This is a genomic window from Sporosarcina sp. P32b, assembly GCF_002743335.1.
In the GTDB taxonomy this organism is placed as follows: Bacteria; Bacillota; Bacilli; order Bacillales_A; family Planococcaceae; genus Sporosarcina.
In genome coordinates this window covers 85,347-101,228 of the sequence record NZ_PDZB01000010.1, presented here as the reverse complement: position 1 = coordinate 101,228, position 15,882 = coordinate 85,347, and the positions used below count along the sequence as shown (strand labels likewise).

The following is a 15,882-nucleotide window of genomic DNA, read 5'->3' as shown; positions in this document are numbered from 1 at the left end:
AAAAAGCTAGATCCTCTTTGTTTCTTAGACGAAGAAGACTTAAATGAAATAGTGAATGTGTTTAAAATTTACTTTTTAAGTTATGAACTGTTAACAAGAGATGATTCTGTCATGTTAAGAGAGTTTTTCGGGGAATTTGTTAATAATAGTTCTTTTACAAATTACATTACACAAGAATATGTAGATGAAAAATTATACGAGTATGCAGATGACATATGCGATACTGAAACTTACCAAAGGATGTTGGAGGTCGTGGGATCTTCATACAAAATCCGAAATATCCATACTGGAAGTTGGTTGCATGTATCTCAAGACTAATCCATGGAAGACAAGATGAACGAATTCCACTAAAACTGCCAAGTCCTTCGATCACCGATACGAGAGGGTGCGATTGTATCTTGAGTAATCGTGCTGGTACCACAATAGGGCCATTTTGTTTACGGATATATAAGCCTAAATTGGAAACGGAGGTGTTTTTGTTGGTGGAAAAAGGGTTGTTGTCGCTCTTTATTGTAGTACTTGCTATTATTTCATCATTTTTCATTCAGAATATTATTTTACTTGTTACTGTATGGATTATTTTTGCATTATCTATTTTCAATCTGTTTTTTGAAAAGGACACTAAAGATAAAGATGCTTAGGGATAAGGCCATATCGTGATTATTCCAGAAAAGGGCGCGTTTGTTAAACAGTCTGCAAACATAGTGTTCACTACAATAAAAAAATGAAGAGACTGGAGGTAAGCCCTTGTTAGTAGAACAGTTCTATAACCAAGTAGGAAAATCACGAAATACATTTCTACTATTCGCGGCTTTAAACCTTCTCTTCATATCAGGAATATCGTTTACGTTTGTAATTCCAGGTCTGAGAGGTTTTAGTTTGTTTTTTGTGGTTTTGACAATATTAATGTATTTCATTGTAGCAAACATATTCGTGGGTTTATTTAAAGATAGAATGTGGTTTGTTTTTACGATTTGTATAATTTTAATCAGTTTTGGAATGGGGTGGCGTTTATGGCTTGAATGGGGAGAAGTTACTTTAGTTGAACATACGAGTCTGGCAGTTTATATAGGGTATCCAAGTATTAGTGCGATCATCCTGACAATATTTTATATTAGTAGCCATTCTATAGCTAGAAAACAGTCAGCTTTTCATTAAGATTGTTGAAGAAGTTTACTTAGTTACCTATTTCTAAGCAAAGTTTAAGATTCATAACGATAAGCTGATAAACTAAATATTAGGAATATTTTTCTACTGTTAGTATGATGGAGTTACCAAATATATAGTAGGAGGAATGTTCAGATGACAAAATATGAATTATCAAACGTGTGGAAGTGGGAAGAAGAGAATTCAAATAGATGGGGGAACCGCCCGACAGCTGGTGAACGTTTTGAACAAAAACTACCGGTCGGAGAGGCACCGTTCCAACTCTATTCACTCGGAACACCGAACGGAATTAAAGTGACGATTATGCTGGAAGAATTAAAAGAGTTGGATCTCGATGGTGCAGATTATGATTTGTATGAAATCAATATTGGAGCCGAGGAACAATTTGGTTCAGATTTCGTCAAGGTCAATCCTAATTCAAAGATCCCGGCCCTAGTCGATCAAAGTCAAAGTCCGCGTTTGGAAATTTTTGAATCAGGATCGATTTTGCTTTACTTGGCTGAGAAATTCAATAAACTGATCCCTACAGATATTCATGGACGGACAGAAACCCTCAATTGGCTGTTCTGGCAAATTGGAGCGGGTCCTTATGTTGGTGGAGGGTTTGGTCACTTTTTCGCTTATGCGCCAGAGCCAATGAAATACCCAATTGATCGTTTTACTATGGAAACGAAACGTCAATTAGACTTACTAGATAAAATATTAGCTCAGCGTTCTTATATCGCTGGCGATACTTATACTATTGCAGATATTGCGATCTGGTCTTGGTACGGACGGTTAGCTTTAGGAAAATTGTATGAAGGCTCTTATGAATTTTTAAACATGGATGAATATACTCATCTATTGGAATGGTCTCATCGCATTGCGAAACGACCAGGCGTTCAAAAAGGCCTTGCAGCAGAGTATCAGTCGCTGGGGGAGTAATTTTTAAAAAAACAATGTATTGAAGTTTTTTTACAATAGAATTGAAACCTTATATAGACATATCAAAGACAACGAAATAGTGGTTTATTTAACAAAAGGGTGCGATTCTTGTATAAGAGTTTTGCACCCTATTTAGTTATAGGCCAAATTCTTGAACGGGAATTGTACTCTAGATTGGATCAGTTCGGTCGGTCGTATAGAAAAATAAGGGAGATGTTATGAATGAATAAAAATGAATGCCCGAAGTGTAACGGTACTGAGTTTGGTGAAGGTACGGATTTTATGGCCGTTAAACCACTGAACAAAAAGTTATCAGTTGGATCGAATAAAATATTTACCTTCTGTCTGAATTGTGGAGAGGTTGTATCTACAAGGATTGAGAATCCAGGTAAATTTCGGAAGTGAATTGTAACTCTTATCACAATTCTCATCAAAAGGGCGCAGTTATCGTATAAGATTTAAGTTAGAATTGAGCCATTTAACGGAATATAGTGGAGGGTTAAGATGAATAATTACGAGGTTTCAAAAAATAGTGCGACAAATTTAAGCACTAAAATCTTTGTAGCGTTATTAGCTGTTTTAGGACTTAATACTTCGAGGTATGGAACTTACCTTTTAGAAGGTTCTACAAGTCTCTATTATTGGATTATGTTCATCTTGAATTTATTATCTGTTGTTTATGTTCTCATCTTTAAATTAAGCAAAAACGAAACAGATTCAAGGAGAGTTTAAAATACGTAACTAACGAGCGTAATTCTGGAATAAGTATTTGCACTCGGTCTACGATAGGGCCATAATTATTTGAAAGTTTTTGTTTAATTAACTTAAAAATAGAGGTGATCTTATGGAAGGTAACAACGAAAATCAATTGGCAATAAAAAGATATTATTACGGCGATCTCGATTATCAATTCGGCGACTTGCGGATTCCTAACAGCGAAGGTCCCCATCCCGTAGCGGTAGTTATCCACGGAGGTTATTGGAAGTCAGATGTTGCGTTGGATACCATTGCTGACCTTGCTAAAAGTTTAACAAAACACGGAATAGCTACATGGAGTATTGAATATCGCAGGGTGGGACAAGCTGGTGGCGGATGGCCAGGGACGTTAACAGATGCAGCTCTAGCTATTGACTATTTAGCCGAATTGGCAAAGAACGTCAACTTAGATTTAAGTCGTGTCGTGACAATTGGGCATTCGGCAGGGGGACACTTGGCATTATGGTTAGCTGGCCGCCATCGCCTTCCTGAAAAAAGTGCGATTAACACAAGTAACTCGCCATTTGCTGTGCAAGGGGCGATCAGTTTAGCAGGTGTTGCCGATCTTTCCCTTATGGAAGATGTGCTTAGCGCCGGTGAAAAAATTCTGAAGAACAAATTTAATCCTGTGCGGGATTTACTCGGTGGTACACCACTTGAGGTTCCGGAACGTTATGAGCAAGCCTCCCCAATTCGATTGCTTCCACTTGGTGTACCACAAGTACTGATTCATGGTGCATTGGATAATATCATTCCGATTGGGATTAGCCAAGGTTATAAAAAAATGGCTGATAGTATGAACGACAATGTGAAGTTTGTGGAAGTATCTTCTGCTGAACACTTTAAATTAATTGATCCAAAATCTGATGCCTGGTCCATTGTATTAGAAGAAACCCTGGCGCTGTTACAGGGGAATGTAAGTAAATTTTGATGAATTGTCCCAATTTATTCTTATTAATTAACCAATACCGTATAGGATGCCACTGTTTTAATCAGGCATAATTTTTAAATAATACATTAAACAGCTTTCCCAAAATAGATCGCTAAGATATTAAAAAAGATAAAATGGTAAGTTTTTATTAAAAGCAGGGAGGAAAAGAATGGCAAGGCAACAGGATTTCACAGAAGGAAGTATAATCAAACAACTCATGCTTTTTTCAGGACCCATTATGATAACAAATTTACTACAAGCATCCTATCAATTTATCGATAGTTTGTGGGTTGGGAATTTAATTGGCGCGGATGCACTTGGTGCTGTGGCTATTTCCGGGACGGTCGTCTTTACGGTTTTGTCATTCGTCATCGGCTTGAACAACGCTGCACTAACGATTTTATCCCAGCAAAAAGGCAGAGGTAGCGAGTCAGGACTTCGGCGTTATTTAAATGCATTTGTCGTTCTGCTTTCCTGCATGTCCGTCGTACTCGGTATTGCAGGATTTATATTTGCGGAACCACTCTTGCTTTTACTTGGGACCCCTGACGAGATGTTGGCGATGGGCGTTTCGTATTTGCGAATTAATTTTATCGGCATCCTTTTCTTATTCGGCTATAATTTTATTGGTACCGTATTTAGGTCGGTAGGCGACTCGAAGACACCGCTTTATTTTGTGCTAGCTGCAGTTATTTTGAACACAGTACTGGATCCTTTATTTATTTACGTTTTTGGATGGGGAGTTCAAGGCGCTGCTTATGCAACGATATTATCACAGGGAATCGCATTTGCCGCTGGTGCTATTTATTCAGTGCGTAAAAGCTTGGTTCCATTCTCAAAACCACATATTCCAGCGCGCCGAGAAGTACTCGATATATTAAAGTTGGGAATTCCTGCGGGTTTACAGATGAGTGTCATTTCGGCAGGTGTGATGGCAATCATGAGTGTAGTCGCATCATTCGGCCCAGCAGTTGTCGCGGGATACGGGGCGGCACAACGATTGGATAGTTTGATTATGCTGCCAGCCCAAGCACTCGGAACTGCGGTCAATAGTATGGCGGGTCAAAATATCGGGGCAGGCAGATGGGACCGGGTTCATAAAATTACGTTGTACGGGTTTATATATAATTTGATTGTCATGTTTGCGATCGCCATTCTGATCATCCTATTTGCAGATTATGGGATTAAGCTGTTCATAACAGAACCGGAAGCTGCTGATTTTGGTATAAACTATTTAAAGGCGATTGCATTATTTTATCCATTCTTAGGCATTAATTTTGTTTTAAATGGGGCTGTCCGTGCAGCGGGAGCCATGTTCCAAGTGCTTGTGCTAAACATCATTTCTTTTTGGATTCTTCGTTTTCCAATTACGTACATATTGTCAGGCATGATGGGTGAGAAAGGAATTGCACTCGGGATGGGCGTCAGTTTTGTTATTAGTAGTATCGCTGCATTTATGTATTACCGATATGGAAAATGGCGAGAAGTCGAAGCTATCGGGGAATGAATCAAACGACTAGAGTGCGAAGTAATGGATACGAAAAGTATGAAGATCGTTTTATTGAAGCTAATCAAATTCTCGGCAATGAAATATCGCGTGTAATATGGTGGATATGTGGAATAAAAAAACATGTAACGGGCTATCCTCTTGTCGAGAATTAGGAGGTCATACACTTGCAAAATACACAGAGAGTAGGCATGATGTCTTTTATTAGTCTACTTATAGGATTGGTTTTCCTTTGCCTGTTTATTTTTTCAGGTAGACTATTCATTGCAATGCCACTTGGATTTATCCTTCTTGTATTCTCATTCGTTTTAGCCTTGTTTAGCAGAAAAGACAAATTCGGGAGAGTGTCACTTTACGTTTTTCCAATAATTATAGTTATCTACTTATTGTTCTTCGTAGTGATGTATTTATTTTGGCATACACCATAACACACTCACTTAGTTGATCGAAACAAAGGGTGTTGTTCACCGCTTATAAGATACACGTCCAGCTAAAGCGACAAATCGCAACCACTTAACCTCGTGCAAAAAGGTCGTCATGAAGCACGACCTTTTCCGAATAAAAATGGAACAGTAGCAGTACACTCTTTTAGTGACGGTTATAATAGACAATAAAACAGTTCGCTCAGGCTATTCCTTTTGCTTCTTCTGCATCAAAATCGCCTGCCGTGCAAGTGTATCTGCCGTCTTGTTTGTGCTGTCCGCAATCCACTTAATAAAGAAAAAGTCAAACGTCGCTGCCAGTCTCAATGCTTCCTTCAAATGAGGTGCATACTGTTCGTTCTTTACAAACTCCTTCTCCATCGACTGCACGACCACCTTCGAATCCGACCTTACCGACACCATACCTGTTGTCAGATTAGACGCCTCCTCAAGACCTCTCACAAGCGCTTGAAACTCCGCGTGGTGATTATTCGTTGGCTCAATCGTCTCGCTAATCCGAACGTCCTGACCTTCACCTTTAATATACACACCAATTCCGCTTAACCCAGGATTCCCTGCGCTAGCACCATCTATGTACACTTCCAACATAAGATTTCTCGCTCCAATCTGGTAATGAATTGTAAAAAACATAGAAACACTTGCAACATCCTGTCAGCCAACCTAAAATAGAAGGAAGAAAGGTGGGAGTTCTTTTCTAATGGATAAAGTAGTTGTCATGAAAGAAATTAATCAATTGCTCGATATATATTGTGAAGGTTGTTACGTTAAAAAACAACTAACAAGCGAACGAGGTAAAACAGGCGCACATCAATTTTGTATTTCCGACTGTACTGTAGGAGACCAGCTACAATTCCTTGGAAGAGAAATCAACAAGATCAGTACGGCCTCCAAATAAATAATGAAAAAGCATCCCGCAACTGCGTGGATGCTTTGTTTATGTTATAAATTCAGCTGTTTGCGCCGAGATGAGGTTACACTTCATCCTCAAGAGTCGATACGTTAGCCGCCTGTGGACCACGATTTCCTTCAATTACTTCAAAAGAAACTGTTTGACCTTCAGCCAGTGTCTTAAATCCATCGGTAGCAATTCCAGTGAAATGTACAAATACGTCTTCACCATCATCTGCTTCGATAAACCCATATCCTTTGTCACTGCTGAACCACTTCACTTTACCTTGGTGCATAATAATTCCTCCTCGGCAATTAGAAATCCATCTCCACACGTAACGTGCAAGTCTATTATTAAAAACTTGCCCAATACGGCTTCTTACACTATACATGGGTGGGACGAAAGTGTCAATGCTAGGATGAATATTCTGATTACTATTCAATAATAGCTAGGAAAGTATTGGTTTTTATCTGACTAATCCCTATAATGAAGTAGTATTCATTTTTTACATATAAGATTAGGTAAGGAAGTGTTGGAGTGAAAATTGTTATCGCACTTTTGCAGGTCGGGTTTTTATACATACTATTTCTAGCAGGAGAGTTTTTACAGGCGAAACTATCCATTCCTTTGCCTGGAAGCATTATCGGTTTGCTATTGTTATGGGGATTGTTATCGATCAAAGTTATCCCGCTTCGCTGGGTGGAAAAAGGTGCGTATGTATTTCTATCGACTTTGCCGCTTTATTTGATTCCAGCTACGGTTGGCGTCATGGATTATGGGCATGTTTTTGTTGGCAAAGGTAGTCTGCTGATCTTGATCACAATCGTCAGCACATTTATCACGATGGTCGTCGCAAGTTTGGTCAGTCAATCTATGGCTAAGCGTAATGTGAAAGAGGAGGGGACTCTTTCATGAATACTATAATACTTGCCTTCACGATGATATGGTTAACGGTTATGCTTTACTTTTTGATGAATGCTGTCTACGTTAGGTTGCGTTCGCCATTTCTCGTACCTATTCTGACAACGACTATTGTAGTGATTGTCGTGTTATCGTTATTCCATGTGTCCTATGAAACATATATGGTAGGAGGCAAGTGGATCGATGCCTTACTTGGCCCTGCCATTGTCTCACTCTGTATTCCCCTTTATAAGCAGCGAGATATCATCAAGAAAAATCTGTTGCCAATCTTCGGTGGAGTCGTCGTGGGCGGAATTGTCGGGATGTTGACAGGTGTCTTAGCGGCGCGACTTGTTGGATTTTCAACTGAACTTTTAGCGAGTATTTTACCGAAATCTATTACTTCCCCTATCGCGATGCAAATAGCAGAAGAACTTGGTGGCATACCTTCGTTAGCGACGGTATTAGTCATTATCGCAGGACTCGCTGGGATCCTGATGGGTCCATGGATCAATCGCTGGTTCAAGATTGATACAGCGATTGGTCAGGGTATTGGTCTCGGAGTGGGTGCGCACGCAATTGGAACTTCTAAAGCACTAGAATACGGAGAACAAACGGCTTCTATGAGTTCGGTTGCCATGACATTATCCGCGATTATCGGTGCACTTGCGGGGCCTTTATTCGGCATTTGGTTATTTCCATAGAAAAGCGGAATTCCTATTCAATTAGGAATCCCGCTTTTTTTAATGCTTCTTCTGCATCATGTAGTTGTTCTGCTCGTGGTGCCGAAATAGCGTGTAAATGAATGCCACTCTCATCTAAATTCAATAGATAAGGGGCTTGTGCCTGTTGGATCTGTTCGATGAATGTCTTCACTTCTTGTCGGTTCGATACCATGATGGATGCGCGCACATCACCATAAACAGGATGTTCTACACGGACATCTCTGACGGTTACTCCGTGATCGACTAAAATATGCAACTCTTCTTCTGTTTGATTAGGCGTATGTTTGCAGACGATGATTTTTTCCACATCTTTTACTTTTGTAGTTGACTGCGTGTATAAGTATCCTTGATTCGTCGCCATGATAGGTTCGTCTTTTGCTTTCAATAAATTAATATCACTAACGATTACTTGCCTGCTGACTTTTGTCAAATCACCTAGTTCTGCACCCGTTACGGGATGATTTGCATCTTTCAACGTCTGGAGAATCAAATCGCGGCGCTGTTCTCCTGCTACTTTTGTTTTCTTTCGCAAAACTCTCACCTGCTATCTATAAAATATCTATCGGGGTTTATGCAGTATGTGTCAATGCCGCCACTTCGAGCAACGCTTTTGCTAATTGAGTGACGTTTTCACTAGTCGATGTCTCACCAAATGAAATCCGAACAAACCCTTTCGCTGCGTGGGCGGGTATATTCATCGCGCTCATTGTCATAGATGACTGTTGCTGACCGACCTGACAAGCACTACCTGTCGACACCGCAAATCCTCTTCTATTTAATTCTAACATAATGAGCTGTCCTTCCGAGTGTTTGGCGCATAGACCAATAATTTGCGGAAGTTGTTCAGATGATCGGGGACTAGTATAGATAGTGAACAAATCTTGATGTATAGAAAGTATATTCATGAAGAGTGAGCGTAATGCGCGATACTTTGCTTCATTGATATTTGCCAGTTCAGCCGCTGTAACGAATGCTGCAATTCCTGGTACGTTCACCGTGCCACCTCTGAATCCTTTCTCTTGTGTAGCGCTTGGAAAGAGTGGGACAGCGCGTATGCGTGGATCGATATAGACTGCGCCAACACCTTTTGGTCCGTGCACTTTATGGCTAGATATCGACAAGCTGTCTACATATGGAGAGATGTCACGCACAGATAGTTTACCTAGTGATTGTACACAGTCACTATGCAAATAAACGCCCTTCGGTTTTACTAATTCCGATATGAATCGGATGGGTTGAATGGTCCCAATTTCCGGATTACAATGCTGCACTGATACGACAGTCGTTTGTTCTGTAATAGCCTCTTCTAGTGCCTGTAAATCGATTATGCCTTTTGATGTAAAAGGGATCATTGTAATTTGGTAGCCTTGTCCTTCAAGATACGCTGCAGCTGAATGGAGGGACGGGTGTTCAGCTGCAGAAAGAATAATATGCTGTCCTTTGTTCTTTGCCGACTCAGCCAAAGATACTAAGGCGAGCGTGTTACTTTCTGTACCGCCTGAAGTGAAGTATATCCCTTCAGAACGCACGCCAAGAAGTGTAGATAGCTGTTGTCGGCTATGGGTCAATACGTTTTGTGCAGCCCCTCCCGCATCGTGCAGGCTCGTCGTATTGCCAAATTGTTGTTGTGATACCGAAATATAGACGGAAGCGGCTTCTTCACGAAGAGGCGTTGTGGCAGCGTAATCAAAGTAATGCAAATGAATGACCTCCTGCAATAAATAATATATTCATCTTGTCATACAACTGTATATATGTAAAGATAGATGTAAAGACACTCGACAATGAGAAAGGTTGTAGGAACGTAGATGAATAAAATCAAATTGGTCTCAATGCTCGAACAGTTTTTCATAGAAGACGTGGGAGATGGTGATCTGTCGGCTAATTCATTATTTCCTGCAGATGCGATAGGTGAAATGCAAATCATTTCTAAATCTTCAGGAGTGTTTTGCGGGGTAGATGTCATTACGACAGGTTTTCACGTGATGAATCCTTCAATAGAAGTCACATGTCTAGTGGAAGATGGCGAAAGAATAACAGACAGGCAAATACTCGCGATTGTAAAAGGTTCTGTTAGAAGTCTGTTGACTGCGGAGCGAGTAGTTCTAAATTGTATTCAGCGAATGACTGCGATTGCGACGAAAACCGCGGACCTAACGGCATTATTATCCGGAACGAAGACAAGAGTTTGTGATACACGAAAGACAGCGCCAGGACTTCGTATGCTAGATAAATATGCAGTTCGAATAGGCGGTGGATTTAATCATCGCAACGGCTTATATGACGCAGTGATGCTTAAGGATAATCATTTGGCGTATGCAGGTTCTATTACACATGCCGTGCAACTATTAAGATCACGATTAGGTCATACCGTAAAAATAGAAGTGGAAATCGAATCGTTAGCACAACTACAAGAAGCTGTTGAAGCCAATGTGGATATTATTATGTTTGATAACCGCACACCGAAAGAAATTACGGACTGGTTACCACTCGTACCTCCACATATCGTAACCGAAGCTTCGGGCATGATTACAGAAGACACGATAGCTTCTTATGGTAAGACAGGGATTGATTACATATCGGTTGGCGCGCTAACGCATTCCGTTATGGCGGCGGATATTAGCGCGACTATACAACTTACTACGCAGGAGGACTGAAGAATATGTCGATGATGGATCTTGTAAAAGAACAGGCAAACGCTATGTTGCCCGAACGGTATAAACACTACACGGTGACTGAAATGGAAGAAAAGATTCGCTCGATTAAGCAGACGCTAGGTGACAAATTGTTTATCCCTGGCCATCACTACCAGAAAAATGAAGTGATTCAATTTGCGGATGCGACAGGAGATTCTTTGCAATTAGCACAAATTTGCGCAGCAAACGAGCAAGCGGAACATATTGTCTTTTGTGGCGTGCACTTCATGGCAGAAACGGCAGATATTTTAACAATGGAAAATCAAAAAGTCTATTTACCCGATATGCGTGCGGGTTGTTCAATGGCCGATATGGCCGATATCTACCAGACGGAAAGAGCATGGCAAGACTTGCATGCGCGTTTTGGTGATACGATTCTTCCACTGACATACGTGAATTCGACGGCAGCGATCAAAGCATTTGTTGGTCGTCATGGTGGTGCAACAGTGACTTCGTCAAACGCTAAAGAAATCGTCCAATGGGCTTTCACGCAGAAAAAACGGATACTATTCTTACCTGACCAACATCTAGGGCGCAACACTGCATACGGACTTGGCGTGCCACTCGACCATATGGGGGTATGGAACCCCATTACAGATACTTTAGAATACGCTGGAGAAAACGAAGAGTGTCGAGTGATTTTATGGAAAGGACATTGCTCCGTTCATGAAAACTTCACGGTAGAAAATATTCGTCAGTTACGTGAAAATGATCCCGAGCGCCGAATTATCGTTCATCCCGAGTGTTCACATGAAGTCGTGATGAAATCTGATGACGACGGTTCCACAAAGTATATTATTGATCAAATTCAAGCCGCGGCTCCTGGAACGAAATGGGCGATCGGCACGGAAATGAATTTAGTCAACCGGTTGATGGAAAATCATCCTGATCAAGATATTATTTCACTAAATCCGTTAATGTGTCCTTGTTTGACAATGAACCGTATCGATCTACCGCATTTATTATGGAGTCTTGAAAGTATTGTGGAAGGTAAAGAGCAAAATATCATCAAAGTGGATGCAACTACTTCTGCAGATGCGATTGACGCGCTAGACCGTATGCTACAGCGAAAGTAACGAAGCAGTGCTTGACAATTACTCTGAATATTGTATGATTGGGGAAATGATATGGAACGTTGAAGAAGGACCAGTAGATAAATAGCATGTGTTAGAGAGCGGAATCCATCGGCTGGAAGTTTCCGTCGCAATGCCTTGTCGAACCTGCCTTTTGAGTCCTGTGAAAATACAGGCGCGCACCTTGGCGTTAGAAGGAAAGCGGGATTTGTGAAAATGAATCCAATGATGGTGGCACCGCGGAAGTTACGTCCTTTCGTCCTGATTTTATCGGGACGATTGGGCTTTTTTATTGTATAAAAGCAAATGATATGTAGAAACGGTAGGCGAATCCATATGAAAAGACAACGAATCGTTGTGAAAATCGGTAGCAGTTCGTTAACAAATGATAATGGAGAAATCGATCAGGTGAAATTCAATGATCATGTCGACGCGTTGGCGATGCTGAAAAACATCGGGCATGAAGTCATTGTCGTCTCGTCAGGAGCGGTGGCGGCAGGCTTTGCGCGTCTAGGCTATTCCTCCCGTCCGCAGACGATTAAAGGTAAACAAGCCGCTGCGGCAGTAGGACAGAGCTTATTAATACAATCCTATATCGAAAGGTTTAGCGTGCATAACGTCATACCGGCACAGATCTTATTGACGCGTCATGACTTTGCGGATCGTGATCGATACCGTAACGCATTTGCGGCGATGTCTGAACTACTTGACCGTGGCATTATGCCAATCATTAACGAAAACGATACGGTATCCATTGACGAGTTAACGTTCGGTGATAATGATATGTTATCTGCATTAGTCAGTGGTTTTCTACACGCGGATCAGTTGATTATTTTAACGGATGTCAACGGGATCTATACGAGTAACCCTCGAACAGATCCGGACGCTGTACGATTAACTAAATTGGATGAAGTCACAGACGAATTGCTTGGTGGCGCTGATGATACGGGCTCAAAAGTCGGTACGGGCGGTATGCGTTCGAAGTTACTGGCGGCAAGAACTGCTCACACATTGGCCGTTCCCGTCTTCATTGGAACAGGCCGCGGTCCATCAAAATTGCTGGATATTTTAAAAGGTCACGGAGACGGTACGTATATTTCCAGTCCTGTTGCCCACACGATCAATACAAACCGCCAATGGATTGCCCTTCATTCCGAATCGACGGGACGTCTATATGTCGATAAAGGTGCCGAAGAGGCTATCGTGCATAATGGACGCAGTTTATTACCAGCTGGCGTGTTTAAAGTACAGGGGAACTTTGAGGTTGGGGAAGTAGTGGAAGTGTTCGGTTTAAATGGATTGATCGGGAAAGGTGAAGTCACTTATTCGTCTGAACAATTAAAACTAACGATTTCCGATAAGGATAAGCTGGAAGAATTCAAGCCGATGTTAGAAGTCATTCACCGTGACCGCTGGGTACAAGTATAATCATAGGGGAGGATTTATGATGAGTGAAATTAGAGATAAAGGTAAGGCTGCAAAAGAAGCGAGTATTATACTAAACGTGGCTACAACCGAAGAGAAAAACCAAGCATTGCAATTGATTGCCGATCAACTATTGGTAGAACAAGATCAATTACTAGCGGAGAATAAAAAAGATATTGAAGAAGGACGTGAAAAAGGAATCGATGATGCGGTTCTCGATCGTATTTTATTGACGCCTGAGCGCATTGAAGCGATGGCGGAAGGTGTTCGTTTACTAGTTGATCTTAAAGATCCAATTGGAGAAACACTGGAAGAAATCCATAAGGAAAACGGTTTACATATTATCAAGAAGCGCGTGCCGATCGGTGTCATCGCCATGATTTATGAAGCGCGTCCGAATGTGACGATTGATGCAGCGTCCCTAGCATTGAAAACAGGAAACGCGGTCGTCTTGCGCGGAAGCTCTTCTGCTAAACATTCCAATTTAGCACTATGGCGTGTCATTCAACGCGGACTTGAAAAAAGTTCATTGCCAGTGGATTCTGTTCAATTAATTGAAGATACAAGCCGAGAAACGGCGAAAGAATTATTCACACTCAATGACTATTTAGATGTTTTAATCCCACGTGGTGGTGCGAAGTTAATTCAAACTGTGATCCGTGAATCTACAGTACCTGTAATTGAAACGGGTGCAGGGAATTGCCATGTATTCATCGACAAATCCGCCGACGCGAAAATGGCCATCGATATAGTCGTTAATGCTAAAACGCAACGTCCTTCGGTTTGTAACGCGATCGAAACGGTATTGATTGATTCCAACTGGTTAGCGCAACATGGGAAGAGTTTGATCAACGCATTGCAAGACCAAGATGTTCAAATACAAGGTGATGATCAGCTACAGGCATTTCATCCAGATGTCGTAGCTGTTGAACAAAATGATTGGTCAAGTGAATACTTGGACTTGACAGTACGCGTAAAGAGCGTGGAAAATGTACAGCAAGCACTAGATCATATAGCCACATACAGTACAAAGCATTCAGAAAGCATTATTACACAGACGGATGCACATGCTGAGCAGTTTTTGAATAGCGTAGATGCGGCAGCTGTTTACGTCAATGCCTCCACTCGCTTTACGGATGGTTTTGAATTCGGTTATGGTGCAGAAATCGGTATTAGTACACAAAAGCTTCACGCAAGAGGTCCCATGGGATTAGAAGCATTGACTTCTTCCAAATTTGTGATTCGAGGAACCGGACAAATTAGATAATATGTAGGAGGGTTTATTTATGTCAACTGAAAAAAACATTTTACACTATGAAACTACCGCTCCAAAAGACAAGCCGGCAGGAGATGATCCACTTGCTTTCGGAACGATTTTTACTGATCACATGTTTGTGATGGATTATACAGATGGAACGGGGTGGCATGATCCCCGTATTGAGCCGTACAAGCCGTTTCTTCTAGATCCAGCTGCAATCGTCTTGCATTATGGACAAACTGTTTTCGAAGGATTGAAAGCTTATTTGAATGAAGACAAAGAAGTAGTTTTATTCCGTCCAGAGGAAAATATGAAACGTTTGAATCGTTCAAATGATAGATTATGCATGCCGATGTTCGATGAGAAATTTGTGTTAAGTGCACTGAAAGAGTTAATTTCTCTTGATAAAGACTGGATTCCGGACAGACCAGGAACATCACTTTATGTGCGGCCATTCATTTTCGCGACGCAGCCTTATTTAGGGGTAGCACCGTCTAAAACATACCGTCTCATGATTATTTTATCCCCGGTAGGTCCGTACTATAAAGAAGGAGTCAACCCTGTTAAAATTGCAGTGGAGTCACAGTATGTCCGTGCAGCAGTGGGTGGTACAGGCTCTGCGAAAACAGCTGGTAACTATGCAGGCGCGATGAAAGCCCAAGAAGTGGCGGAAGCTGAAGGATATTCCCAAGTTCTATGGCTTGATGCAAAAGAACATCGCTATATCGAAGAAGTAGGAGCGATGAATGTATTCTTCAAAATCAATGGAGAAATCATCACGCCAAGCCTTAACGGTAGTATTTTGGAAGGCATCACGCGTAAGTCAGTTATCGAATTATTGATAGATTGGGATATTCCAGTAACAGAACGCAAAGTGTCGATCGAGGAAATTATGGAAGCTAATCGAGCAGGCACATTGGAAGAAGCATTCGGTACAGGAACGGCCGCTGTTATTTCTCCAATAGGTGAACTGTTCTTTGAAGGCGAAAAATGCGAGATCAATCATAATGAAATCGGTGAGCTTTCATTGAAGTTATACGAGACGATTACAGGTATCCAGACAGGTAAAGTGGAAGATCCGTTTAACTGGGTCGTGCCAGTAGACTAATTTTCCTCACAATTAAGGTGGAATGGACCGTGACAACTGCGTTGCTGTGAAGTACACTGTTAATAGTTTTGATTGAAGGG

General features: G+C 41.3%; 20 protein-coding genes. 16 read left to right on the top strand and 4 right to left on the bottom strand.

The window, feature by feature from the left end:
• The 8 genes from CSV64_RS16855 to CSV64_RS09080 all read left to right on the top strand — a co-directional run.
• Positions 1–318 (top strand): terpene synthase (locus CSV64_RS16855; RefSeq protein ID WP_099634223.1); only part of this gene is annotated, 318 nt, incomplete at its 5' end.
• A gap of 80 nt (positions 319–398) precedes the next feature.
• Positions 399–641 (top strand): hypothetical protein, encoded by a 243-nt coding sequence (locus CSV64_RS16555; protein WP_143565198.1) that lies wholly within the window; start codon positions 399–401, stop codon positions 639–641.
• Positions 642–747: 106 nt separating this feature from the next.
• A complete protein-coding gene (locus tag CSV64_RS09105) occupies positions 748–1,158 on the top strand; it encodes an ABC transporter permease (RefSeq protein ID WP_099634222.1) in 411 nt (136 codons plus the stop codon).
• Positions 1,159–1,302: 144 nt separating this feature from the next.
• A complete protein-coding gene (gene yghU / locus CSV64_RS09100) occupies positions 1,303–2,091 on the top strand; it encodes a glutathione-dependent disulfide-bond oxidoreductase (protein WP_099634221.1) in 789 nt (262 codons plus the stop codon).
• A 222-nt stretch (positions 2,092–2,313) separates the two neighbouring features.
• On the top strand, positions 2,314–2,496 hold the full coding sequence (locus CSV64_RS09095; protein ID WP_099634220.1) for a hypothetical protein: 183 nt from the start codon (positions 2,314–2,316) through the stop codon (positions 2,494–2,496).
• 99 nt (positions 2,497–2,595) lie between these two features.
• Positions 2,596–2,823 carry a hypothetical protein gene (locus CSV64_RS09090; RefSeq protein ID WP_099634219.1) on the top strand — a complete coding sequence of 76 codons (228 nt, stop codon included), beginning with the start codon at positions 2,596–2,598 and terminating at the stop codon, positions 2,821–2,823.
• A 112-nt stretch (positions 2,824–2,935) separates the two neighbouring features.
• Complete coding sequence (locus CSV64_RS09085; protein ID WP_099634218.1) at positions 2,936–3,778, top strand: alpha/beta hydrolase; 843 nt, start codon at positions 2,936–2,938, stop codon at positions 3,776–3,778.
• A 169-nt stretch (positions 3,779–3,947) separates the two neighbouring features.
• Positions 3,948–5,285 (top strand): MATE family efflux transporter, encoded by a 1,338-nt coding sequence (locus CSV64_RS09080; RefSeq protein WP_099634217.1) that lies wholly within the window; start codon positions 3,948–3,950, stop codon positions 5,283–5,285.
• 629 nt (positions 5,286–5,914) lie between these two features.
• Here CSV64_RS09080 and CSV64_RS09070 read toward each other — a convergent pair.
• A complete protein-coding gene (locus CSV64_RS09070; RefSeq protein ID WP_099634231.1) occupies positions 5,915–6,316 on the bottom strand; it encodes a ribonuclease HI family protein in 402 nt (133 codons plus the stop codon).
• Positions 6,317–6,425: 109 nt separating this feature from the next.
• Here CSV64_RS09070 and CSV64_RS09065 point away from each other — a divergent pair, with 109 nt between their 5' ends.
• Positions 6,426–6,623: a zinc-finger domain-containing protein gene (locus CSV64_RS09065; RefSeq protein ID WP_099634215.1), complete on the top strand. Its 198-nt coding sequence runs from the start codon at positions 6,426–6,428 to the stop codon at positions 6,621–6,623.
• Between the two features lie 76 nt (positions 6,624–6,699).
• Here CSV64_RS09065 and CSV64_RS09060 read toward each other — a convergent pair whose 3' ends face one another.
• Positions 6,700–6,912 carry a cold-shock protein gene (locus CSV64_RS09060; protein WP_083035681.1) on the bottom strand — a complete coding sequence of 71 codons (213 nt, stop codon included), beginning with the start codon at positions 6,910–6,912 and terminating at the stop codon, positions 6,700–6,702.
• Between the two features lie 242 nt (positions 6,913–7,154).
• On the opposite strand from CSV64_RS09060, the gene CSV64_RS09055 reads away from it, so the two are divergent.
• Both CSV64_RS09055 and CSV64_RS09050 read left to right on the top strand, forming a co-directional pair.
• Positions 7,155–7,532 (top strand): CidA/LrgA family holin-like protein, encoded by a 378-nt coding sequence (locus CSV64_RS09055; RefSeq protein ID WP_099634214.1) that lies wholly within the window; start codon positions 7,155–7,157, stop codon positions 7,530–7,532.
• Positions 7,529–8,221, top strand: coding sequence for an LrgB family protein (locus CSV64_RS09050; protein ID WP_099634213.1), 693 nt, complete (start codon positions 7,529–7,531; stop codon positions 8,219–8,221). The genes CSV64_RS09055 and CSV64_RS09050 overlap by 4 nt, the downstream gene beginning before the upstream one ends.
• Before the next feature lie 13 nt (positions 8,222–8,234).
• Here the strand turns inward: CSV64_RS09050 and CSV64_RS09045 are convergent, their stop codons facing one another.
• Together CSV64_RS09045 and CSV64_RS09040 are read right to left on the bottom strand one after the other, a co-directional pair.
• Positions 8,235–8,774 carry a transcription repressor NadR gene (locus tag CSV64_RS09045; RefSeq protein WP_099634212.1) on the bottom strand — a complete coding sequence of 180 codons (540 nt, stop codon included), beginning with the start codon at positions 8,772–8,774 and terminating at the stop codon, positions 8,235–8,237.
• Between the two features lie 37 nt (positions 8,775–8,811).
• Positions 8,812–9,942, bottom strand: a complete 1,131-nt coding sequence (locus tag CSV64_RS09040) for an IscS subfamily cysteine desulfurase (protein WP_099634211.1) — start codon at positions 9,940–9,942, stop codon at positions 8,812–8,814.
• Positions 9,943–10,050: 108 nt separating this feature from the next.
• On the opposite strand from CSV64_RS09040, the gene nadC reads away from it, so the two are divergent.
• From nadC to CSV64_RS09015, 5 genes are all read left to right on the top strand, one after another.
• Complete coding sequence (gene nadC / locus CSV64_RS09035; protein WP_099634210.1) at positions 10,051–10,899, top strand: carboxylating nicotinate-nucleotide diphosphorylase; 849 nt, start codon at positions 10,051–10,053, stop codon at positions 10,897–10,899.
• 5 nt (positions 10,900–10,904) lie between these two features.
• Entirely contained in the window at positions 10,905–12,014 is a 1,110-nt protein-coding gene (gene nadA / locus CSV64_RS09030) for a quinolinate synthase NadA (RefSeq protein WP_099634209.1), read from the top strand.
• A gap of 333 nt (positions 12,015–12,347) precedes the next feature.
• Entirely contained in the window at positions 12,348–13,439 is a 1,092-nt protein-coding gene (gene proB / locus CSV64_RS09025) for a glutamate 5-kinase (protein ID WP_099634208.1), read from the top strand.
• 19 nt (positions 13,440–13,458) lie between these two features.
• Positions 13,459–14,703, top strand: a complete 1,245-nt coding sequence (locus CSV64_RS09020; RefSeq protein ID WP_099634207.1) for a glutamate-5-semialdehyde dehydrogenase — start codon at positions 13,459–13,461, stop codon at positions 14,701–14,703.
• A 19-nt stretch (positions 14,704–14,722) separates the two neighbouring features.
• Positions 14,723–15,802 (top strand): branched-chain amino acid aminotransferase, encoded by a 1,080-nt coding sequence (locus tag CSV64_RS09015; RefSeq protein ID WP_099634206.1) that lies wholly within the window; start codon positions 14,723–14,725, stop codon positions 15,800–15,802.
• Positions 15,803–15,882: the final 80 nt, after the last annotated feature.